The organism is Cytophagales bacterium, from assembly GCA_033344775.1.
Lineage (GTDB): Bacteria > Bacteroidota > Bacteroidia > Cytophagales > Cyclobacteriaceae > JAWPMT01.
This window is the reverse complement of the sequence record JAWPMT010000005.1, coordinates 2,405,489-2,428,060: the sequence shown is the minus strand read 5'-3', so window position 1 is coordinate 2,428,060 and position 22,572 is coordinate 2,405,489. Positions and strand designations below refer to the sequence as shown.

The 22,572-nt window shown below is 42.1% G+C and carries 22 protein-coding genes; 16 read left to right on the top strand and 6 right to left on the bottom strand.

All coding sequences use genetic code 11. The features are described from left to right. Nucleotide 1: 1 nt before the first annotated feature. From R8G66_27855 to R8G66_27830, 6 genes are read right to left on the bottom strand one after another with little or no spacing between them, the layout of a single operon-like run. Entirely contained in the window at nucleotides 2-787 is a 786-nt protein-coding gene (locus R8G66_27855) for a DUF2520 domain-containing protein (GenBank protein ID MDW3196219.1), read from the bottom strand. Beyond that, complete coding sequence (gene ccsA, locus R8G66_27850; GenBank protein MDW3196218.1) at nucleotides 780-3,290, bottom strand: cytochrome c biogenesis protein CcsA; 2,511 nt, start codon at nucleotides 3,288-3,290, stop codon at nucleotides 780-782. Before ccsA (R8G66_27850) ends, R8G66_27855 begins: the two co-directional genes overlap by 8 nt. 5 nt (nucleotides 3,291-3,295) lie before the next feature. Further along, complete coding sequence (locus R8G66_27845; GenBank protein MDW3196217.1) at nucleotides 3,296-3,700, bottom strand: cytochrome c maturation protein CcmE; 405 nt, start codon at nucleotides 3,698-3,700, stop codon at nucleotides 3,296-3,298. Next, nucleotides 3,697-3,918, bottom strand: coding sequence for a CcmD family protein (locus R8G66_27840; GenBank protein ID MDW3196216.1), 222 nt, complete (start codon nucleotides 3,916-3,918; stop codon nucleotides 3,697-3,699). Before R8G66_27840 ends, R8G66_27845 begins: the two co-directional genes overlap by 4 nt. After that, on the bottom strand, nucleotides 3,905-4,633 hold the full coding sequence (ccsA, locus tag R8G66_27835; protein ID MDW3196215.1) for a cytochrome c biogenesis protein CcsA: 729 nt from the start codon (nucleotides 4,631-4,633) through the stop codon (nucleotides 3,905-3,907). The genes R8G66_27840 and ccsA (R8G66_27835) overlap by 14 nt, the downstream gene beginning before the upstream one ends. Beyond that, the gene (locus R8G66_27830; GenBank protein ID MDW3196214.1) at nucleotides 4,578-5,228 is read right to left on the bottom strand and encodes a heme exporter protein CcmB; all 651 of its coding nucleotides are present in this window, start codon (nucleotides 5,226-5,228) and stop codon (nucleotides 4,578-4,580) included. The genes ccsA (R8G66_27835) and R8G66_27830 overlap by 56 nt, the downstream gene beginning before the upstream one ends. Nucleotides 5,229-5,311: 83 nt before the next feature. Here R8G66_27830 and R8G66_27825 point away from each other — a divergent pair, with 83 nt between their 5' ends. The 16 genes from R8G66_27825 (at nucleotide 5,312) to R8G66_27750 (ending at nucleotide 22,570) form a co-directional block, all read left to right on the top strand. Beyond that, on the top strand, nucleotides 5,312-6,331 hold the full coding sequence (locus tag R8G66_27825; protein ID MDW3196213.1) for an NAD-dependent epimerase: 1,020 nt from the start codon (nucleotides 5,312-5,314) through the stop codon (nucleotides 6,329-6,331). Next, complete coding sequence (rfbB, locus tag R8G66_27820) at nucleotides 6,328-7,365, top strand: dTDP-glucose 4,6-dehydratase (protein ID MDW3196212.1); 1,038 nt, start codon at nucleotides 6,328-6,330, stop codon at nucleotides 7,363-7,365. The genes R8G66_27825 and rfbB overlap by 4 nt, the downstream gene beginning before the upstream one ends. A 2-nt stretch (nucleotides 7,366-7,367) precedes the next feature. Next, nucleotides 7,368-8,234: a glucose-1-phosphate thymidylyltransferase RfbA gene (gene rfbA / locus R8G66_27815; protein MDW3196211.1), complete on the top strand. Its 867-nt coding sequence runs from the start codon at nucleotides 7,368-7,370 to the stop codon at nucleotides 8,232-8,234. Next, nucleotides 8,225-8,785, top strand: a complete 561-nt coding sequence (rfbC, locus tag R8G66_27810; protein ID MDW3196210.1) for a dTDP-4-dehydrorhamnose 3,5-epimerase — start codon at nucleotides 8,225-8,227, stop codon at nucleotides 8,783-8,785. Before rfbA ends, rfbC begins: the two co-directional genes overlap by 10 nt. Nucleotides 8,786-8,810: 25 nt before the next feature. Continuing rightward, nucleotides 8,811-10,121, top strand: coding sequence for a UDP-glucose/GDP-mannose dehydrogenase family protein (locus R8G66_27805; GenBank protein MDW3196209.1), 1,311 nt, complete (start codon nucleotides 8,811-8,813; stop codon nucleotides 10,119-10,121). After that, complete coding sequence (locus R8G66_27800; GenBank protein MDW3196208.1) at nucleotides 10,121-11,059, top strand: UDP-glucuronic acid decarboxylase family protein; 939 nt, start codon at nucleotides 10,121-10,123, stop codon at nucleotides 11,057-11,059. The genes R8G66_27805 and R8G66_27800 overlap by 1 nt, the downstream gene beginning before the upstream one ends. Nucleotides 11,060-11,290: 231 nt before the next feature. Beyond that, nucleotides 11,291-11,896: an adenylyl-sulfate kinase gene (cysC, locus tag R8G66_27795; protein MDW3196207.1), complete on the top strand. Its 606-nt coding sequence runs from the start codon at nucleotides 11,291-11,293 to the stop codon at nucleotides 11,894-11,896. Then, nucleotides 11,893-12,798, top strand: a complete 906-nt coding sequence (gene cysD, locus R8G66_27790) for a sulfate adenylyltransferase subunit CysD (protein MDW3196206.1) — start codon at nucleotides 11,893-11,895, stop codon at nucleotides 12,796-12,798. Before cysC ends, cysD begins: the two co-directional genes overlap by 4 nt. Before the next feature lie 20 nt (nucleotides 12,799-12,818). Then, the gene (locus R8G66_27785) at nucleotides 12,819-14,078 is read left to right on the top strand and encodes a GTP-binding protein (protein ID MDW3196205.1); all 1,260 of its coding nucleotides are present in this window, start codon (nucleotides 12,819-12,821) and stop codon (nucleotides 14,076-14,078) included. A gap of 2 nt (nucleotides 14,079-14,080) precedes the next feature. Continuing rightward, entirely contained in the window at nucleotides 14,081-14,839 is a 759-nt protein-coding gene (gene cysQ, locus R8G66_27780) for a 3'(2'),5'-bisphosphate nucleotidase CysQ (protein ID MDW3196204.1), read from the top strand. A gap of 204 nt (nucleotides 14,840-15,043) precedes the next feature. Then, nucleotides 15,044-17,533 (top strand): SLBB domain-containing protein, encoded by a 2,490-nt coding sequence (locus R8G66_27775; GenBank protein ID MDW3196203.1) that lies wholly within the window; start codon nucleotides 15,044-15,046, stop codon nucleotides 17,531-17,533. Nucleotides 17,534-17,557: 24 nt separating this feature from the next. Next, the gene (locus tag R8G66_27770; protein ID MDW3196202.1) at nucleotides 17,558-18,838 is read left to right on the top strand and encodes a nucleotide sugar dehydrogenase; all 1,281 of its coding nucleotides are present in this window, start codon (nucleotides 17,558-17,560) and stop codon (nucleotides 18,836-18,838) included. A 34-nt stretch (nucleotides 18,839-18,872) separates the two neighbouring features. Next, complete coding sequence (locus R8G66_27765) at nucleotides 18,873-20,003, top strand: Wzz/FepE/Etk N-terminal domain-containing protein (GenBank protein MDW3196201.1); 1,131 nt, start codon at nucleotides 18,873-18,875, stop codon at nucleotides 20,001-20,003. After that, complete coding sequence (locus R8G66_27760; protein ID MDW3196200.1) at nucleotides 20,003-21,019, top strand: Gfo/Idh/MocA family oxidoreductase; 1,017 nt, start codon at nucleotides 20,003-20,005, stop codon at nucleotides 21,017-21,019. The genes R8G66_27765 and R8G66_27760 overlap by 1 nt, the downstream gene beginning before the upstream one ends. Continuing rightward, nucleotides 21,012-21,470, top strand: a complete 459-nt coding sequence (locus R8G66_27755) for an acyltransferase (GenBank protein MDW3196199.1) — start codon at nucleotides 21,012-21,014, stop codon at nucleotides 21,468-21,470. Before R8G66_27760 ends, R8G66_27755 begins: the two co-directional genes overlap by 8 nt. After that, nucleotides 21,470-22,570 carry a DegT/DnrJ/EryC1/StrS family aminotransferase gene (locus tag R8G66_27750; protein ID MDW3196198.1) on the top strand — a complete coding sequence of 367 codons (1,101 nt, stop codon included), beginning with the start codon at nucleotides 21,470-21,472 and terminating at the stop codon, nucleotides 22,568-22,570. Before R8G66_27755 ends, R8G66_27750 begins: the two co-directional genes overlap by 1 nt. The last annotated feature ends 2 nt before the right edge of the window (nucleotides 22,571-22,572 follow it).

Below are 22,572 nucleotides of genomic sequence, written 5' to 3'. Positions count from 1 at the left end.
ACTATTCATTGCTCTGCCTACGAATTAAATCGGACATGAGGCGATAAAGTTGCCGCATTTCTTCATTTTTTAGAGATTCCTCATGTTTTTTCAAGGTTTCAAGATCCGATCTTTTTGCAGGACCTGTTTGTGCGGCGACAGGTCCAATGCGTGCGCTTTTTTCAACCACTTCTATTAGTAGCGGGTATAATACCCGGAATTCCAGACCTATATCCTTCAGAAGTGACTCAGCTCCGACCATCAGGCTGTTGGTGAAATTGGAGGCAAATACGGCGGCTAGATGTAGTTGGAGCCTTTTATCAGAATCCAGTTCCCGATAGGTGCCGCCAATGTCAAATGCGAGGGCCTGAAGCTCTTGTAAGGATTCGAGTTGTTGTGCTTCTATGAAAATCGGAACGTCGCTAAAATCAATTTCCCGCGTTTTTGAGAATGTCTGCAGAGGATAAAAGACACCTCCATTTTGTACATCATGTGCTTCGAAAATACTAAGGGGCACTGATCCGGCAATGTGGATCACAAGTGTTTCTTCAGGAAATTGATTGACATCCAGTACTTCTTTGATGGCATCATCACTCACACATAGAATGACCAGATCCGAGGCAAACTGGTACGGCTCATCGAGCATGTCAAATTCACAACCGACCTGATCTGCCAGGCGTTTGACACGCGCTTCGGTTCTTCCAAAAATCCCCTGGAGCTTGTAGGTAGTGGAATTGATAATGGCTTTCGAAAGGTGGAAAGCCAAATTGCCACTACCGATGATGCTGACCGTCTTGTAGCTATTCAACGCCTTTGTCCCGCATTTTCATGAATTCCGAATACCGCCGCATGATAGCTATGACAAACCCAAATACCATCAGGAAGGTGCCGATCCAAAGAATGTTGATCCATGGTTTTTCTACAGCCTCCATAATGATCCAATCTTTCTGTGTGGTATTCAATGCGAATGAAAAAGTATTGGTTGTCGGGTTGATGGAAAGGATCGTGAACTTTGATGCAATGTCATTGATCACATCCGGGATTCTACCTGCCATCCGGTTCTGAATCAAGTATATGGGTTCTGCTCTATATGTTTCAAACTCTCCCTGTATTTCCAGGAATGCCTTTACCGCCAGATCCCCCGGTGCAATGTCGAAACCTGCGATTGATTTCATGGGCTCTATTCCGGTAAACTGAGCGGCATAATCATTCACAAAGAAGGTCTGCCCCATCTGCAATTCGACCGTATCCGTTTTGCTCCAGGTCAGTTCTTGTTCTGGGTCGGGGTAGACACGCACGTGCGTATACAGATCTGCTGTTGAGGTACGATTGATGTCTGGCGAATACACCGTACCCATTTTTTTGTTTTGCTGTACCCGAGGGAACAAGGTAAACACTTTGCCATCCGCTTTTTGATACACTACCTCAAAATAGCTGTTCTCTCCATTGATCAGGTTCAACGTGTCTCCACGTGCAATGCTGTCTCCCTCGATAGAAATGAAAGGATCAATGACCTGTACTTTCAGCGGATGGTTGGTATTCACGAGGTAGTCAATGTCTACAAATCCATGCTCTCTGGTTTTCTTTCGCAACCCCCGATAAGTCAGAGAGTAGTCTCCCATTTGTCGAGGTTCGTTGAGAAATAACAGCAGGTTATCCTGATTGACTTCATCAGGTAATTCGTTGCTCCAAAGTAGCCCGGTATTGTTCTTGGAAATGATCTTTGAATATCCTGAAGAGAATAAAATACCGATGAGCATCATGGCGATGCCAATGTGTGTTACGGAGCCACCAGCTAATTTCAAATTGGTTCGTTTGAGACCTAATAAGATTTTTCCATTGGCCACGATGGAATATACCGAGCAGACCAATAAGATCAAATAGAAAGGCTCGTACACTTTGGCAATCAAGAAGATGATGGTGGATAGCACCATAGTGATCAGCAATGGGCTTTTGATCTCATTCACAAATGCTGAACGATCCATTTTCTTCCACCAGAAAAATTGTCCGGTACCGGAAAGCAGCGCAATGAAAATGGAGAACCACATTTGGTATTTCGTATAGTAGGCCACTTGATCTACTGGTGGTGCAAGATTCAACTCTATTCCGAACCAACTGGCCACATCATTGTATACAGGAATGGAAGTAGGCACTATCACCTGAAAAGCCATCAGACACAGTACTGTGGCCCCCATGAAAATCCAGAATTCCCGGCTGTACATGGATGTCTCTTCTTCAGTAGCAGGTATCCGTTTCCAAATTTTTACGCAGAGAACAATTGACAAAATAAGGAATGCAAACAGGTAAAGTAGCAATTGTCCCTGAAGTCCCAGATCTGTGAATGAATGCACAGAGGTTTCTCCTAAAATGCCACTACGAGTTAAAAAGGTTGAATAAAGGATCAGGACAAATGTCGCAATCACCATGAGGATGGAAGCTTTCAGCGCTGATTCGTTTTTCTTGTAAGCGATCATCGTGTGGATCGCAGCAACGAGCGTAAGCCAGGGCACGTAGATGGCATTTTCCACCGGATCCCAGTTCCAGTAGCCACCGAAGTTCAGGGTTTCATAAGCCCAGTAAGCACCCATGAGAATACCTACTCCAAGTACCAGTGCAGAAAACTGAGCCCAGGGTAATGCCGGGCGGATCCATTCTTTAAAATTTCCTGTCCACAAACCACCGAGACAATAAGCAAACGGAACAACGGTACTGGCAAATCCGAGGAACAAAGTAGGAGGGTGGATGACCATCCAATAGTTTTGAAGCAAGGGGTTCAAGCCATTGCCGTCTTCCGGTACAAATTCGGGATTCATCGCAAAAACGGGATCCCGGATCACATCACGAAGCAGTAAAAAAGGCGAGCTACCGAGTTTGAGGTCCAGAAAAACGACTCCCATGATCATGGAAGTAAGAAATACCTGCGTCAATGAAACAAAGATCATCACAGGAGCTCTCCATTCTTTGTTGGTTCGGATCAATACCACTCCTAATATGGCTGTCCAAAACATCCAGAGTAAGAATGATCCTTCCTGTCCGTTCCAGAAACTGGAGACCTGATAGTAGATGGGCAAGAACTTGGAGGTGTGGCTCCAGGCGTAATGATACTCGAAATAGTGCTGATTGATGATTAGGAACAGTGTGACCACAATACCGATGACAGCTCCCGTATGCACATAAAACAAAATGGAGCCAAATTGCTTCATGGAATCATCCTGAACACCGCGGATGTACGATATCGTAGCGAGTAATGAGGCGACAAAAGCAACGATCACGAATAAGTGACCGAGATTGCCAATGAAATAGTGGACCATTTATATCAAGCCTTTATCTCTTCTTCCTGGTATTTGGAAGGGCATTTGAGCAAAATCTTGTCAGCAACGAAGATGTCTCCGTTGTACGCACCGACGACCACTACTTGCTCAGACTTGGTGAAGTCTGTCGGCATGGGTTCGGCAAAAATCACTTTCTGCGAGAAATTGTTCTCATCCACCATCATGAACTTAAAAGCCATTTGGTCAGGACTGGTTTCAATTCCTACAATCTCGCCAGCCTGATCTTTTTTCAAGGTACCAACGACATGTATTTTTTTGTCCGCTCCGGAATCGGATAAAGATTTAGCTTCACCAAACGATACATAGTTACTTGCATCTCCAGCCGTAGAAACAATGACGCTTATGGCTACGGCGATAACAACAATGCCTAAAATATGTGACTTTTTCATTGCTCAGAATTTTTGTTCTCCTCCAATTTCTTCAGTTTCTTATCTATACGGAACAAATAAAAAAAGATGCTGATAAGTAGAAGTAATGCGATCATTACCACTACATATATCTTGCCCTCTCCCCGAAATTTATCTGCCATTTCTACAGGTTGGGCAGCAAGACCATATCCCGTCATGATCAGCATGAGGGTAAACAGGAATGATTTAAACTTGTTCATGAAGTGAAAGATTTGTAAGCCGAATTCTTAATGATGCGATCCAAAAGCCCAGAAAAGTCCAACCAATTACTGCCGGATAGAATACCAGACGCAGTTTACTGTCCAGGTCGTATGAATTAAAGCCTGGATTTCCACCACTGCTGGGGTGTAAACTGCTCGTCAGTCTTGGCAGGATGAATAGTAACGGGACCAAAATGCTAAAGGCGAATATGTTAAATACCGCACCGAGTCTTGCTTTTTGCTGATCATCCTGTACGGATCCCCTTAAGATGAATAATGCGAAATAAAGTAGCAACCCGATGGCTGAAGCATTTTGTTGTGGATCACTGCTCCAAAATTCTCCCCAGGTAAATCGAGCCCAAACCATACCAGTAGTAATTCCGATAACTCCGAAAAACAGCCCTACGGTGGCGAGTTCGGAGCTGTACACATCGTATTTCAAATCGTTGGTCCGCAGATATTTTATGGCATAGATCACACTGGTCAAGAACATCAGGGTCATTCCAAACCACATCGGGACGTGAAAGTGTAAGTTCCTGATTCCTTCATTCAAAATGGGAAGTCTGGGTACATCAAACAGAAAGGCACCGATGATCACATATACGAGGATTCCCATCGTCAGCCATTTCCACCAAGTCAACTTCGAGAGTTTTTCCATATCACTTTTTCCAGCTGTAAGGGAACAATAGAAATACAAGCGCAATGATAACAACATCGACAGAGACCAATGTGGTCACATTTCCCTTTATATCAGAAAGACTTGCTCCCATCAATATTTTTCTTGAATTAGTCACTGATAACACCAGAATCGGTATGGCTGCTGGGAAACCCATAACCGCCATCAGGTTTCCCTGGTTGCTCGCTCCAGAAGCAATCGATGACACCATAGTAAACGCACTCGAGAGCCCGATGGTGGCCAGCACCAGGTTAAAAATAAATAATCCCAGGTCCGGAATTTCTCTGGGGAAGTAGATCTGCATCAATAGAAAAGCAAGCAAACACAGCACGCTGGTGTACAATAACTGATAGATCAACTTAGCCGTGATTAGTATTTGAGGGTTCACCAAAAAATAATAATACATAGAGCGATCTTGTTCCTGAAGGAAGGATCGTCCGATGGCAGTGACCATTGTAAATAGTAGGATCATCCAGAACAGCGCATTCCAATTGGAATTGTTGATCAGGCCCTGAAAAGACAAATAAGAGATATAAATGATCGCTGCCAGATAAAGTGGAATAGATAGAAATGGATATTTATTCCGAAAATCCATTTGCAAATCTTTCAGGATCAACTTCCAAATTTGAGTCACTCCGCAAAATTAATCACGGGGGATTTGATTGTTAACTACTGCGTTGTTTTTGTTAATAGCAGGAGTAGTGCTAGCATTGCATCATGAAACAGAAAGATTCGGTTTTGGTTACCGGGGCAGCAGGATTTATCGGATTCCATTTGTGTAGGAAACTGATAAAAGAAGGTTATGCAGTGGTAGGAGTTGACAGTGTCAATGATTACTACGATGTGACCTTGAAACAGGCACGCCTCTCATTGATTCAAGGTGACCCGAATTTTTCTTTCAGGCAAGTCAACATAGCGGACCAACCGGCGATTAATCGTGTATTTGAAGCCAATTCCTTCAATTATGTCGTGAACCTTGCTGCGCAGGCTGGAGTACGGTATTCTTTGGAAAACCCTCATGCCTACATCAATGCCAATATCATCGGATTCGCCAATATTCTGGAAGGTTGTCGGCATTATGGCATCAAACACCTGTTATATGCTTCTTCCAGTAGCGTCTACGGAGCAAATACGATGATGCCTTTTTCAGTCAATCAAAACGTGGATCATCCGATCTCTTTATATGCGGCCACTAAGAAATCGAATGAACTTATGGCGCATTCTTATGCCTCCAACTTTGGCTTGTCGGTGAGTGGTCTTCGTTTTTTTACGGTTTATGGTCCGTGGGGTCGCCCTGACATGGCATTATTCTTATTTACAAAGGCCATCCTCAACGATGAACCGATAGAAGTATTCAATAATGGTAAGATGCAAAGGGACTTTACCTACATTGACGATATCGTAGAGGGTATTTATCGATTGATGATTAATCCTGCCACTCCGAATCCGGATTGGAATTCTGACGAACCGGACCCGTCGACAAGCTTTGCTCCTTACCGATTATACAATATTGGCGGAACGTCTTCTGTCCAATTGATGAGTTTTATCGAAGCGATAGAGCAGTCTATCGGTAAAAAGGCGGTGATTTCCTTTAAACCGATGCAACTTGGAGATGTTCCTGCTACTTTTGCCGATGTATCTTCTTTGGAGGAAGTTACAGGATTTAAACCACGAACGCCTCTAAAGCAAGGTGTCCAAAATTTCGTAGACTGGTACAGGTCTTATTACAAAATATGAACATACTGATTACAGGAGGAGCGGGCTTTATAGGTTCTCACGTCGTTCGCAGATTTGTCAAGGCGTATAAGGACTATCACATCGTCAACATGGATGCATTAACATATGCGGGCAACCTGGCTAACCTGTCGGATATTGATAAGGAATCAAACTATTCTTTCTTCAAAGGAGATATCGTGTCTGAGGCGGATGTTGAAGAGGTGTTTCAGACTTATCTGCCTCAGAAAATCATTCACCTGGCGGCTGAGTCCCATGTAGATAGATCCATTACTGATCCACTTGCCTTTGTAAAAACCAATGTTTTAGGTACGATGAATTTGCTGAATGCCGCCAAAAATCATTGGTCCGGTAACGATCACCTGTTCTATCATATTTCTACAGATGAAGTCTTTGGATCATTGAGCAATGAAGGATTCTTTTTGGAGGATACTAGCTATGATCCGCAATCGCCTTATTCCGCATCCAAAGCTTCATCTGACCATTTTGTCCGGGCTTATGCCAACACTTACAATTTGCCTGTGGTGGTTACTAATTGCTCCAATAATTACGGTCCGAATCAATTTCCGGAGAAATTAATCCCATTAGTGATCAATAATATATTGAATAATAAGCCAATTCCCGTCTATGGAAAAGGCGAAAATATCAGAGATTGGCTTTACGTGGAGGATCATGCCTCGGCGATAGATAAGGTCTTTCATGAGGGGAAAACCGGTGAGACATATAATATCGGCGGATTCAACGAGTGGAAGAATATTGATCTTGTGAAAGTGATATGTAAAGCAATGGATGAACGATTGGGACGAGCAGCAGGAACATCAGAAGCATTGATCACTTTCGTGACAGACCGGGCGGGACATGATCTGAGATATGCCATTGATGCTTCTAAGATTAAGGAAGAATTAGGTTGGGAACCGTCTCTTCAATTTGAACAGGGCATTGTTCATACGATCAACTGGTATCTCGACAATGAAGACTGGATGACGGCTGTTACTTCCGGCGCATATCAACAATACTATTCACAAACTTACCAATAGTCATGAAAGGGATCATCCTAGCTGGTGGATCAGGAACAAGACTACATCCTTTGACCAAGGTTACGAGTAAACAGTTGTTACCTGTTTACGATAAGCCCATGATTTACTACCCGCTTTCCACGTTAATGTTGTCGGGTATTAGAGAGATCCTGATCATTTCTACGCCAAGAGATTTGCCTGTATTTCGGGATCTATTGGGAGACGGGTTGGATTTAGGTTGTTCATTTTCCTATGCGGTTCAGGAAAAACCAGAAGGGCTTGCGCAAGCCTTTATCATAGGAGAGGATTTTATTGGTTCAGATTCCGTAACGCTTATTCTTGGGGACAATATTTTCTATGCTTCAGGTTTAAGCAAGAAACTACAAGCTTGTACCGATCCTGATGGTGCCTACATCTTCGCTTATCATGTTCACGATCCTGAAAGGTACGGTGTGGTTGAGTTTGATGACCAAAACAATGTCATCTCGCTGGAAGAAAAACCAGCCGCTCCCAAATCCAATTTTGCAGTACCTGGACTGTACTTTTATGATAATCAGGTGACTGAAATTGCAAAAAATATTAAACCAAGCCCACGAGGAGAATTGGAAATTACAGATGTCAATCGTAGTTATTTGCTTGCAGGCAAGCTAAAAGTGGCAATTTTGGACCGTGGTACAGCATGGCTGGATACGGGTACATTTAATTCCTTGCTAGAAGCGGGTAATTTTGTGCACGCAATTGAAGCACGTCAGTCATTGAAGATCGGTTGCATTGAGGAAGTTGCTTACAAAATGGGATTCATTGACGAAGAACAAGTATTGAAAATTGCCGCCAATTTGAACAAGAGCGGATATGGTCAATATTTGGAAAATATGGTGAAATGGTCATAGAAAAGACTTCACTGGAAGGTTGCCTGATTATTAGGAATAAGATTTTTGACGATGACCGTGGGTTTTTTCTGGAGTCATTTAATAAGAAACAATTCCTAAAAGAGACGGGAGTGGATTTTGAAGTAAAACAGATCAATTTTGCCAAGTCTCAGAAAAATGTTCTTCGAGGATTGCATTATCAGCTGGATCCGTATGCACAGGCAAAGTTAGTAGGTGTTATCCAGGGCGCTGTATTGGATGTAGTAGTAGATTTAAGAAGAGGCTCGTCTACTTTTGGTCAGAGCTTTTCTTTCATTCTCGACAACCCAAACATCAATATGCTCGTTCCCAGAGGGTTTGCTCACGGGTATAAGGTAGTATCTGATGATACCTTATTTTATTATGGAGTTGATAATTATTATGCGCCTGAATTTGAAAAAGGAATTTCCTACAACGATCCGGCATTAGGGATTGATTGGAAAGGAGATGAAAATATTATATCCGGCAAAGATTTAAAGCATCCTCGATTAGGGGAGGCGGAGATGAATTTTGACAAGATAGAAATACAGTAAATAATAAAATTACAATACATAACCAATGAAAATCGCAGTAGTAGGAACGGGCTACGTTGGTCTTGTGACCGGTACTTGTTTTGCGGAAACAGGGAATCATGTCACTTGTGTAGATATCGATCAGGAAAAAGTAAAGAAGCTTCAGGGTGGGACAGTTACAATATACGAGCCTGGTTTAGAGCCTATTTTTGAGAGAAATCTGAGACAAGGTAGATTAGATTTTACCACTGACCTCAAAGAAGGCATCAAAGGTGCTAAGATTATCTTTCTGGCGTTGCCAACACCTCCTGGTGAGGATGGCTCTGCAGATTTGCAATATGTACTGAAAGTAGCGCAAGATCTTGGACCAATTCTGGAAGAATATACCGTAGTAGTAGACAAAAGCACAGTACCTGTAGGAACCGGGGAAAAGGTGAAAGCTGCTATTTCGCCTAATGCAAAAGTGGATTTTGATGTCGTATCAAACCCTGAATTCTTGAGAGAAGGTGTCGCGGTAGAAGATTTCATGAAGCCCGATAGAGTGGTTCTTGGTGTAGAGTCTGAGCAAGCCAAGGAAGTGATGCAAAAGCTTTATGAGCCATTCGTAAGACAAGGCAATCCAATCATTTTCATGGATGTGAAATCTGCTGAGTTGACCAAATACGCGGCTAACTCTTTTCTGGCAACGAAAATCAGTTTCATGAATGAGATAGCTAATCTATGTGAACTCCTTGGAGCGGATGTTGACATGGTGCGTCGTGGTGTTGGTACGGATGCCAGGATCGGAAAACGCTTCCTTTTCCCAGGTATTGGTTATGGTGGTAGCTGCTTCCCGAAAGACGTTCAGGCATTGGCCAAGTCTGCTTCTGATGCAGAATACGATTTCAAGATTCTGAAATCTGTAATGGATGTAAATGCGGTTCAAAAACAAAAATTGATCCCACAATTACTATCACATTTCGGAGGCGATATCAAAGGTAAAACCATTGCCGTATGGGGATTGGCTTTCAAACCTTACACGGATGATATCCGTGAAGCGCCTTCTTTGGAAAATATCCAAACGCTATTGGATCAGGGAGCAATTGTTCGGACTTATGACCCAGAAGCAATGAGCAATGTCAAAAGGCAACTGGGTGATACTATTTATTTTGCCAAAGATGAGTACGACGCTGTTGACGGAGCCGACGCTTTGATGATCATGACCGAATGGCCGATTTTCAGAACTCCTGAATTTGATAAGTTGGCACAAGTAATGGGTAACAAAGTTATCTTTGACGGAAGAAATCTGTATTCACTGGAGCAAATGGAAGCACTTGGGTTCAATTACGTTAGTGTAGGAAGAGAACAAGTCAAATAATGAAGAAGGTTCTCGTTACTGGAGGGGCTGGTTTCCTGGGAAGTCATTTATGTGATCGTTTCTTAGCTGAAGGTTGTCGTGTGATTGCAATGGACAACTTGATCACAGGAAATATTGAGAACATAGAGCATTTGTTTTCCAACGAACATTTCGAGTTTCATCACCACGATGTTTCGAAATTTGTGCATGTGCCTGGAAATCTTGACTACATCCTTCATTTTGCCTCTCCTGCAAGTCCTATTGACTACCTAAAGATGCCTATACAAACCATGAAAGTGGGGTCATTGGGTACTTTGAACTGTTTAGGTTTGGCGAAGGACAAAGGAGCCAGGGTTTTAATTGCCTCAACATCTGAGGTGTATGGTGACCCTTTGATCCACCCACAAACGGAAGATTACTGGGGAAATGTGAATCCTGTAGGTCCGCGTGGTGTCTATGATGAAGCAAAAAGATTTCAGGAAGCGTTGACCATGGCTTATCATACCTTCCATGGTCTCGAAACCCGGATCGTGCGAATATTCAACACATTCGGGCCTCGAATGAGATTAGATGACGGCAGGGTACTTCCTGCCTTTATTTCCCAGGCCTTGAACGGAGAAGACCTGACTGCTTTTGGTGATGGTTCACAAACTAGATCGTTCACATATGTGGATGACCTGATCGAAGGGATTTACCGATTGTTACACAGCAACTATGTGCAACCAGTGAATATTGGGAATCCGGAAGAAATAACCATTAAAGAATTTGGCCAGGAGATCCTCAGGATTACGGGAAGTTCTTCGAAGATCATTTACCAACCACTACCCAAAGACGATCCGAAGCAAAGGAAGCCCAATATCAGTCGAGCAAGAGAGGTTTTGAATTGGGAACCTCAGTTCACCAGATCAGAAGGATTGGTACCTACACTGGAGTATTTTAAGAAAAAAGTAATGGGTTAACATACGTTGTAGTATGGATAGGATTTTTTGTAGAATCTGTCCATGTCGCAACTATTTTATTCGTCGCTAACCCTATCCGGAATACAACAAGAAATCGTAGCATCTTAAATTGGACGATATCCGTCCAAAGAATGTTCAATCTTCCTGAGGAAAAATTGAAGTCATTTTTAAAGTAAAACGATTCCTTAAGAAGGATTCAGTAAATTCGCGTTTTTAAAGAAATTTTGTCTCTTGGACTTTCGAGAAAACATCATTCCACATAAGCATAAAATAGATCAGGCTGATCGGATTGTAGCTTATAAGTACCAACCTAAATTGATCTGGTTTACAGGTCTATCAGGCTCGGGTAAGTCTACATTGGCCAGCGAACTGGAGGTTGATTTATTTAACAAAGGAGCGCATACTTATATCCTGGATGGGGATAATATCCGTTCTGGACTTAACAATGATCTGGACTTTTCCGATAGTCATAGAAAAGAGAATATTCGCCGTATCGCAGAAGTTTCAAAACTTTTCGTAGATTCGGGTACCGTAGTGCTTACTGCATTCATCTCACCCTTTGAGGAAGATCGTGAAGCGGTTAAGAACCTCGTCGGTGCCGAAAATTTCATAGAAGTCTTTGTGGAATGCCCCCTCGAAGTTTGCGAACAAAGAGATGTAAAAGGACTTTATGCAAAAGCACGTGCGGGATTGATCAAGAATTTCACGGGGATCGATTCACCGTTCGAAGCACCCAAAAATCCAAATATTAAAGTAAATACAGCTGAGCAGACACTGGAAACATGTCTTGTCCAGTTAAACCAGAGCATTCAGCCACAAATATTTAGTCAAGCATGAAAAGCTACAGCCTAACGCATTTGGCAGAACTGGAATCAGAATCCATTTTTGTTCTACGCGAGGTATTTTCTCAATTTGAAAATCCGGCGATTCTATTTTCCGGCGGAAAGGACTCCATTGTTGTAACACATTTGGCGAGAAAAGCATTTTCTCCTGCCAAGATCCCATTTCCGTTGGTTCACATCGATACTGGACACAACTTTCCTGAAACCATTAAATTCAGGGATGATCTGGTTGAAGAACTTGGTGCTAAACTGATTGTAGGATCCGTTCAATCTTCCATTGATCAGGGGTCTGCGGTTGAAGAGAAAGGGAAACATGCCAACAGGAATGCCATTCAAACGGTAACCTTACTTGAAACAATCGAGGACAACAAGTTTGATGCTTGTATCGGAGGTGCACGAAGAGATGAAGAGAAGGCACGTGCCAAGGAAAGATTCTTCTCCCATAGGGATGAGTTTGGGCAGTGGGATCCAAAACACCAGCGACCAGAGCTTTGGAATATCTTCAATGGAAAACATCATGAAGGAGAGCATTTCCGGGTTTTCCCTCTGAGTAACTGGACAGAAATGGACGTTTGGCAATACATCCATCAGGAAAATATTCAAATCCCTTCATTGTATTTTGCTCATGATCGGGAAGTTATCTATCGGAACAATACTTTCTTACCCGTATCCGAGTATATCCAGATTGCGGAGAACGAAACCCCTGAAATTCGTCACATCCGATTCAGAACGCTGGGTGACATTACTATCACCGGTGGCGTAGAGTCTGATGCAGATGACCTGGAGAAGATCATCGAAGAAGTTGCATCGGCCAGGCAAACGGAGCGTGGAAATCGGGAAGACGACAAGCGTTCGGAAACTGCTATGGAGGATCGTAAAAAAGAAGGCTACTTTTAAAATTATCACTGAATAAAATCATGTCAGGATACTTAGATATGGAATTGCTACGCTTTACGACAGCTGGAAGCGTAGATGATGGAAAAAGCACTTTGATAGGGAGATTGTTGTATGATTCCAAGTCAATCTTTGAAGACCAGTTAGATCAGGTAAAAGTGAGTAGTGAGCGCAAAGGCTTGAGTCATACCGATCTGGCTTTGTTGACGGATGGTTTGAAAGATGAGCGAGAGCAGGGGATTACCATCGATGTGGCTTACCGATACTTTGCCACACCCAAAAGAAAATTCATCATCGCCGACACCCCGGGTCACATTCAGTACACCCGAAATATGGTGACTGGTGCATCTACCGCAAATGTTGCTCTTATCCTAATCGATGCGAGAAATGGTGTGGTTGATCAAACCTGCAGGCATTCTATCATTGCCTCATTGCTTCAAATCCCCCATGTGATCGTTTGTATCAATAAAATGGACCTTGTCGACTACAAGGAAGAGGCCTTTGAAAAGATCAAAGCAGATTTCGAGAATTTTGCTTCGAAGCTGGATGTGAAGGATGTTCGGTTCATTCCCATAAGTGCTCTGAATGGTGACAATGTGGTGAATAGAAGTGAGGCGATGAGCTGGTACGAAGGATCAACATTGCTATACACACTGGAGAACATTCATGTAGGAAGCGATCAAAATCACATCGATTGTCGCTTTCCTGTTCAAACAGTCATTCGCCCTAAAAACGATGAATACCATGATTATCGTGGGTACGCAGGACGAATTGCTGGTGGAGTATTTAAACCTGGAGATCAAGTAGAAGTGTTGCCGTCTGGATTTACTTCCAAGATCAAATCCATTGATACCTTTAATGGCCCTTTAGAAGAAGCATTTGCTCCTATGTCCGTGACCATGACATTGGAAGACGATATCGATGTAGGCCGGGGAGATATGATCGTGCGGTCCAATAACAAGCCTCGAATGGAACAGGACATTGAGGTCATGCTCTGCTGGCTGAACCAAAAAGGACCAAGGCCTCGCGCCAAATATCTGCTACGTCACACCAGTTGTGATATGAAGGCAATGGTCAAAGAGATTCGCTATAAGCTTAACATCAATACCTTACATCGAGACGAGGATGATAAGGAGATCACGATGAATGACATTTGTAGGGTCTCACTGAGAAGCACAAAACCTGTTTTGGCCGACGCTTACAAAGTCAATCGACATACAGGAAGCGTGATATTGGTAGATGAAGGTACCAATGAAACGGTTGCTGCCGGAATGATTATTTGATCATGGTAGATATAAATACATTTCTTGACCTAGCGAAGAAGGCCGCGGAGGAAGCGGCAGTCAAGATACTAGAGATCTATAATAGCGATGATTTTGATGTCTCATTAAAGGATGATCAATCCCCGCTGACCAAGGCTGACAAAGCTTCTCACAAAGTGATTTGTGAGATACTTGAACCGCTTGGGCTGCCCGTTTTGAGTGAGGAAGGAAAGGCTATTTCGTATGCTGAGCGCTCTGATTGGCCGTACTTCTGGATGGTGGACCCCATTGATGGAACCAAAGAGTTCATCAAAAGAAATGGAGAGTTTACTGTCAATATCGCTTTGATCAAAAAAGATCAACCGGTTTTAGGAGTCGTCCAGGTACCTGCCACCGGAGATATTTACCATGCGGTATGGAGCATGGGTGCGTTCAAGAATGGAGAGAAAATCCAGGTGAGTAATAAAGACATCTCATCAGTCGGCTTAAAAGTTGTAGCTTCCAGAAGCCACTTAAATGAAGACACAGAAGCTTTCATGGGGTCCCTGAAGGATCCCGAGATCGTTTCAAAAGGAAGTTCATTGAAGTTGTTAATGGTTGCAGAAGGTGAAGCTGATATCTACCCTAGATTTGCGCCAACAATGGAATGGGATACTGCTGCTGCTCAAATAATTGTGGAAGAAGCAGGAGGTAAAGTCCTTCAAAAAAACACGAATCAGTCGGTGGTTTATAATAAAGAAGATTTGCTCAATCCTCATTTTCTAGTAAAAGGGACACGTTAGTTTTCGACTATGGCTCAAGGTACCCTGGCTTGATGCAGCAAGAATTGCTGAGAAATTACGTTATGCAATGAAAGTTATTGATTTCAATTTTCAGTAAGCTTCTTTAAGCAGGATGTCATTTTGATCATGCTTTAATGGGTAATGATTTCCTGTACTAATAAATATCTTTCGACTAAATTTGCGCTCTGATTTTTAAAAGTAGTGATGAATAAAAGTTTCAGGTATTTGAAAATGGCTTTCATATTGGTGGTTGCCAGTATGTTTTGCTTTTCAGTTCATGGGCAGCAAATACCTGATCTTTCAAAGATAAATGTTGATGATCTTTCTGATGCTCAAATCGAAAGCCTGATCTCACGAATCGAAGATAGCGGCTATTCTGAAGCACAACTAGAGATATTGGCAAGAGCCAGAGGGATGTCAGAAGGGGATATTGTCAAACTTCGAAGGCGCATCAATTCGGTTTCGACATCTAAGGGTACTGACGATGATGCAATTGACCGCTTGAGGAAGAACGAGCCGGGGACATTCTCGAGGAACAATGATCCGATAGAGTCATTTGATCCATTCGCTGACATCCTCCTGGAGGATACTACGGCGGTTGATGAATTGCAGGTTTTTGGATTAGAATTTTTCAAAAGAAGTTTTAATGGCTTTGAACCTAGCTTGAACATTGCCCCAAGTCCGGATTACCTCTTAGGGCCTGGCGATCAACTCATCATAGATGTTTGGGGTTCGTCCGAGCAATCTTTTGTGTTGGATGTTAGCCCACAAGGAAGTGTTTTTATTCCCAACATAGGCCCGGTATATATCAATGGATATACCCTGGACAGAGCAGATCGACGGATTAAACAAAGGTTAAAATCCATTTACAGCACTTTGGGTGAAAGCTCATATGCCCAGGTTAGTCTCGGACAGATCAGAACGATTACGGTTAATGTTGTTGGTGAGGTTGTGAATCCCGGAGCTTTTCCAGTCTCATCTTTTGGGAGCGTCCTCAATGTAATGCAGCTAGCAGGAGGTCCAACGGAAAACGGTAGTTTTCGTGATATCAAGGTCATGAGAGGTGGAAAGTTGTTCAAAGAGGTAGACTTGTATGACCTATTGCTTGATGGGACTGGCAGCGGCATCAACCTTCAAGATCAAGATGTATTACTAGTACCTCCTTATGGTAACAGGGTGACCGTTGATGGAGCGGTGAAACGACCTGCTATCTATGAAACTAAGCCCGGTGAATTCCTGTCGGACGTAATCAGATATGCCGGAGGGATGAATGAAAAAGCTTATCAAAGATCTATCTCTATTCGTAGAAACCTCGAGAACATTCGTACGGTGAAAACTGTAGAGTCGAACGATTTCTCGGCTTTTGAGATCAAGTCAGGCGATATGGTGGATGTTGGTGAAATTCAAGGTAGTTTCCAAAAGAGATTCCGAGTAGAAGGAGCGGTCAATCACCCCGGCGAATTCGAGATCAAGGAAGGAATGAAATTGTCCGAAGCGATAGAGCTGGCTGGAGGGTTCAGAGGAGACGCATACCTGGAAAGAGGTATCATTCTTCGTGAGTTGGAAAACTTTGAGCTGAAATCTATTGCTTTTTCTCCGAAAGAACTATTGGCCGGAAACTTCAACCTTGATTTGCAAGAAGAGGATTTGATAAAGCTACAATCCATTTTTGATCTCAGAGAAGCATATACTTTGAGCATACAAGGTGAAGTTCGTGAGCCGGGCCAATACCCTTTCACTGCTGGTATGAGTGTCGAGGATTTGATATATCTCGCTGGCGGTTTTGAAGAGTCAGCAGCAAAATCATTTGTAGAAGTAGCTCGGCGAATTTCTGATTCACAGGTCGATAAGTCCAATGATGTTTCCGAGATTTTCAATTTTGCCATCGACGAGAACTTATTGCTGGATGATGAAGACGCCTCTTTTGAGCTTCAGCCTTTTGATCTGGTTGTGATCAGGCGTTCACCTGTTTATGAAAAACAAACCATTGTGGAGATTGAAGGAGAAGTGACTTATCCTGGTAAATACGCACTTAGAAAGCGAAATGAACGAATATCAGATGTGCTGGAAAGGGCTGGAGGTATGACTTCTTTTGCATATGTATCTGGTGCAACACTAATCAGGCGAACTGAATATTACGTGGATAAAGGAGAAGGTGGTGTTTCTGATGAAACATCAGTTGCTTCAAAAATTCGACGAGAAGATCTCGCAAAGGTATTAGAGAAAGATACTTTAATTGAATCAATAGGTGATGGATTCAAAATGCAAGAGTCCATTGGTATCGAATTGCAAAATATTTTATCCGAACCTGGAGGAGTCTATGATTTGATTTTGAAAGAGGGCGATGTACTCAGCATTCCAAGAGAACTGCAAACAATCCGAGTGCGAGGTGAAGTATTATATCCGAGTACGATCCGATATGAAGAAGGGGCATCTTTCAAATATTTCGTTAGTTCTTCAGGAGGATTCTCAGATCGAGCAAGAAAAGGGAAGGCTTATGTGATCTATGCAAATGGTTCGGCTCGGAAAACCGGACGATTCTTGTGGTTTAAGAATTTTCCGGAGATAAAACCGGGTTCTGAGCTGGTTATTCCGACAAAACCATTTCGAAGAAAGTTGAGTCCTGGAGAAATCATTACTATGGCTACTGGCATCGGAACCATTGCAGTCCTGATTAACAACTTGACAAATTAGACCTTAACTCCGAATCGTAATTTAATGGAAGATAATATCGCAATAATTGGACTTGGATATGTAGGATTGCCTTTAGCAGTCGCTTTTGCTGAAAAATACCGCACCGTAGGTTTCGATATCAATGATACACGGGTTAGGGAATTAAAAAAAGGGCATGACCAAACCCTGGAAATTGAGGATGACCTCTTACAAAAAGTTTTGGTCGAAGATAGACAGCAGAATGGGTTGTATTTGACGACCAATATGCAGGACATTGCTGATTGCAATATATATGTAGTAACAGTTCCTACACCTATCGATCAATACAATAGGCCGAATATTGATCCCCTGATTTCGGCATCTAAATCGGTTGGATCTGTCTTAAAAAAAGGAGATATTGTAATCTTCGAATCTACGGTATACCCAGGAGCCACAGAAGATGATTGTGTCCCCGTATTGGAGCAGGTTTCAGGCCTCGAATATAACGTTGATTTCTTTTGTGGTTATTCACCAGAACGGATTAATCCAGGTGACAAAGAGCATACCGTCACTAAGATTTTGAAGGTGACTTCTGGCTCTAATGAGGAGGTGGCTGATAGGGTTGACAAGCTTTATGGAACCATTATTACTGCAGGGACTTTTAAAGCAAGCTCTATCAAAGTTGCTGAGGCTGCTAAAGTCATTGAGAATTCACAAAGAGACATCAATATTGCCTTTATCAATGAACTGGCAATGATCTTTGATCGAATGGGTATAGATACCTCAGATGTTTTGGAAGCGGCAGGCACGAAATGGAATTTCTTACCCTTTAAGCCTGGTCTTGTTGGTGGTCACTGTATAGGTGTAGATCCTTATTATTTAGCACAAAAAGCAGAGGCAGTAGGATACCATCCTCAAATTTTGCTGGCAGGTAGGAGATTGAATAATTCCATTGGTCCATTTGTGGCCAAGTCGCTAGTGAAATTACTTTTACAGAAAGGCAAAAAAGTAGTAGATGCATCTGTGCTAGTTCTTGGTATCTCATTTAAAGAGAACTGCCCAGATATTAGAAATTCCAGAGTGATTGATATCATTCGTGAATTGGAGGATTTTAATATTAAGGTAGATGTATATGATCCATGGGCTGAGGCCAGTGAGGTTCAAGAAGAGTATGGAGTCACTTTATCCAAGAAAGCACATCTGAATAAGACCAATTACGATGGTTTGATTTTAGCCGTATCTCATGATGAATTTGATGATGAGTTTATAGATGCGATTTCAGGTGATCCTGTAATCTACGATGTGAAGTCAACCTTGTCTAAGGATAAGGTAGATGGAAGATTATAGCACGATTGATAAAATCTAATTATTTTAAGATCTTATGTCAGATATCAACGCTACAGAAAAACCTAGTGAAATTGACCTACTGGAATTGCTGAAGTTGATCTTGGATAAAAGAAAGAAGATCATCATCGTCAATATAATTGTTCTTTTTTTTGGGTTGTTCGTTGCGATTTTTTCCCCTATACAGTGGAAGTCTTCCGGCGTTTTTATACCTCAGTCTTCCGATGGCATTAATCCTTCGAATTTAGGAGGTTTAGCGTCTCTTGCGGGGATCAACCTTTCAATGGGCGGAAGTTCATCTGAAATCCCACCAGCGCTCTATTCTAAAATCGCGAGTTCTGTCGATTTTAGACTCGATCTGCTTGATGTAGTCATTACAGTTCCTGAAAAGGGAGACTTGACTTATGCAGATTATTACGAAAATGTCTATAGACGATCCTTGCTTGAAGCGATTAAATACTACTCCACTGATTTTATCAAATCAACATTAAGAGAGTTAGTCGTTGGAAAGGGTAAGGATGTGGTTGAGACGGAGCATGGATTCATTCAATTGAACAAAACACAATTTGAGCACCTAAAAAGGATTTCGGACCAATTATCAGTAAACTGGGATAAGCAAGAGCAGGTAGTAGGAATCAGTTTTACAATGCCAGCAGCTTTGATGTCAGCACAAATGACTAATCACGCAAAAAACCTTTTGCAAGAACAGATCATTGATTTTAGGATTAGCAAAGCGAAGGAACAACTAACCTTTGTTACTAATCAATTTCAGGAGAAGAAAATTGAGTTTGAAAAAGTTCAGACAAAGCTGGCAGAGTTTAAAGATAAGAACAAGGATATTTCTTCTTCTTTCGTTGAAAATCGCCTAAGGGTTTTAGAATCCGAATATGATTTTGCATCGAATATTTACATTGAACTTGGTAAACAGTTGGAACAGGCCAAAATTCAAGTAAAACAAAATACACCGGTTTTTTCTGAAGTTCAGGCAGTAAATGTACCCTATGAGAGAACCGCTCCTCGTAGGAGTACCATTGTTATCCTATCCGCTATACTTGGATTGATATTAGGTGTGGCTTATGTAATTGTAATGGCCCTGATAGGGAATGTACGCAGTTCCTTACGTGATAGCGTACGAACGAATACACAAATCAATGAAATTAGTGAATAATGAGGAGTAGCTTGAAATTTGGTATTGTAGGTTGCGGAAGAATAGCTCAAAGACATGCATCTCATGTAAAGAACAATGGTATTTTGCACGCGGTGTGTGATAATGTTCCGGAAAAGGCAGATAAGCTGGCAGAGGAATATGAAGCGAAGGCCTACTATGATTTGGATGAAATGCTTAAGCAAGAAGCAGATCAACTGGACATAGTAGCGATCTGTACTCCCAATGGACTGCACGCTGTGCATAGTATTAAGTCACTCAAAGCTGGTGTAAATGTATTGTGTGAAAAGCCAATGGCCATCAATGTTCATGATTGTGGAGAGATGATTAAAGCCGCTGAATCTAGCAATCAAAGACTTTTTGCAATCAAGCAAAATCGATTTAACCCTCCAGTCCATGCGGTGAAAGAATTGATCGAAAGTGGTCAACTTGGCAAAGTACAAAATGTCCATTTGAGTTGCTTTTGGAATCGAAACCCTGCCTATTACGAAAACTCCTGGAAAGGAACAAATGAGCTGGATGGTGGTACACTTTATACGCAATTCAGTCATTTTATAGATTTGTTGTATTGGTTAGTAGGAGATGTCCGAACTGTTCAGGCATTTTCTGAAAATTTCCAACATAAAGATATTATCGAGTTTGAGGATACTGGAGTGGTCATTCTCAAGTTTCATAACGGAGCATTAGGTTCGATCAACTATACTGTGAATAGTTACGGAAAGAACATGGAGGGTTCTCTAACAATATTCGGTGAAAAAGGCACCATCAAGATTGGTGGACAATACCTCAATGAACTTGAGTATCAAAACCTGGAAGGCCAAAAAATAGAAAACTTGCCTGAGGGCAATAAGGCGAACAACTATGGTACTTACCAAGGTTCTATGTCTAATCATGACAAAGTATATGAGAATCTGGTAGATGTAATGCAAAAAGGAGCTGTGATCAACACAAACTCTTTCGAAGGGCTAAAGACCGTTGAAATTATAGACAGTATATATCGTTCAATGAGAAATGAATGATCCGAAAATTTATGAAGCTTCTATAAGAGACGTTGCGTTTGGCGAGAGCGTAACCGTTGTTAAGCCAGTCAACCTCTACGAGTGTGAAATTGGTGAGAAATGCTTCGTGGGCCCTTTTGTAGAAATTCAGAAAGGCGTGAAGATAGGTGCAGGAACCAAAGTACAGTCACACACATTTATTTGTGAACTAGTCAACATTGGAGCAAACTGCTTTATAGGACACGGTGTGATGTTCATCAATGACCTTTTTTCAAAAGGAGGACCAGCAGGTGGTGATCAATCCCTTTGGAAAGAAACCCATATCGGGTCGAACGTCTCTATCGGTTCTAATGCGACGATTCTACCTATTTCTATTTGTGACAATGTAGTAATTGGTGCAGGGGCCGTGGTGACTAAAGACATTGATGAGCCCGGAGTTTATGTGGGAAATCCGGCAAGAAAATTGAAGTAATGGAGATAAAGTTTGTTGATCTAAAAGCGCAATACTACAGCATTAAGGAAGAGGTAGATGAGGCAATTCAATCTATTCTTGAAAACACTTCTTTCATAGGAGGGCCTATCCTTGAGGAATTCAAAAACAATTTTCAAGAAGTTGTAGGAGTAAAGCATTGCATTCCATGTGCCAATGGAACTGACGCCTTATACATCAGCATGCGAATGATGGGTATAGGTCCTGGAGATGAAGTGATCACTACGGCCAGTTCTTGGATATCCACATCAGAGTCAATTACTCAGACGGGAGCCACACCAGTTTTTGTGGACATTGATGAATTCAACACCATTGATGTCACAAAGATTGAAGCGAAGATCACCTCGGCGACCAAAGCAATCATACCCGTACATTTATACGGTCAAATGTGTGATATGCCGGCTATTATGCAGATAGCCAAAAAGCATGGAATTAAGGTTTTGGAGGATTGTGCTCAGAGTCATTTGTCAGCGGTGGACGGGAAAGTAGCAGGGTTGTGGGGAGATATCGCCACATTCAGTTTCTACCCCGGTAAAAATTTAGGAGCCTATGGTGATGCGGGATGCATGGTGACTAATGATGACCAATTAGCTGAAGAATGTAAGAAATTCGCAAATCATGGATCTTTGGTTAAGCACCAACATGAAATAGAAGGGATTAACTCTCGAATGGACACGCTACAGGCTGCAATTCTCAACGTTAAGCTTCCCAGGCTTATAGAGTGGACTGATGCGAGGATCAGAGTCGCAAAGAAGTATACTGAGTTACTAGCTTCGGTTGAGGATATCACTGTCCCTAAAGTACGACCAAATAGTAAGCATAGTTTCCATGTTTATGGAATCAAATCCCCCAAGAGGGATGAATTGAAAGAGTTTTTGAAAAATAAGGGAGTGCCTACTCAAATCCACTACCCCAAAGCCATGCCTTTTATGAAGGCGTACAATCGATTTGGATTCCAACAGAGCGATTTCCCCAATGCTCATGACCTTCAGGAAACAGAGCTCTCCTTACCTATTTATCCTGAAATAACGGACGCAGAGATAGCATATATAGTAGATAGTTTATCTCAGTTCAAAGGATAAGT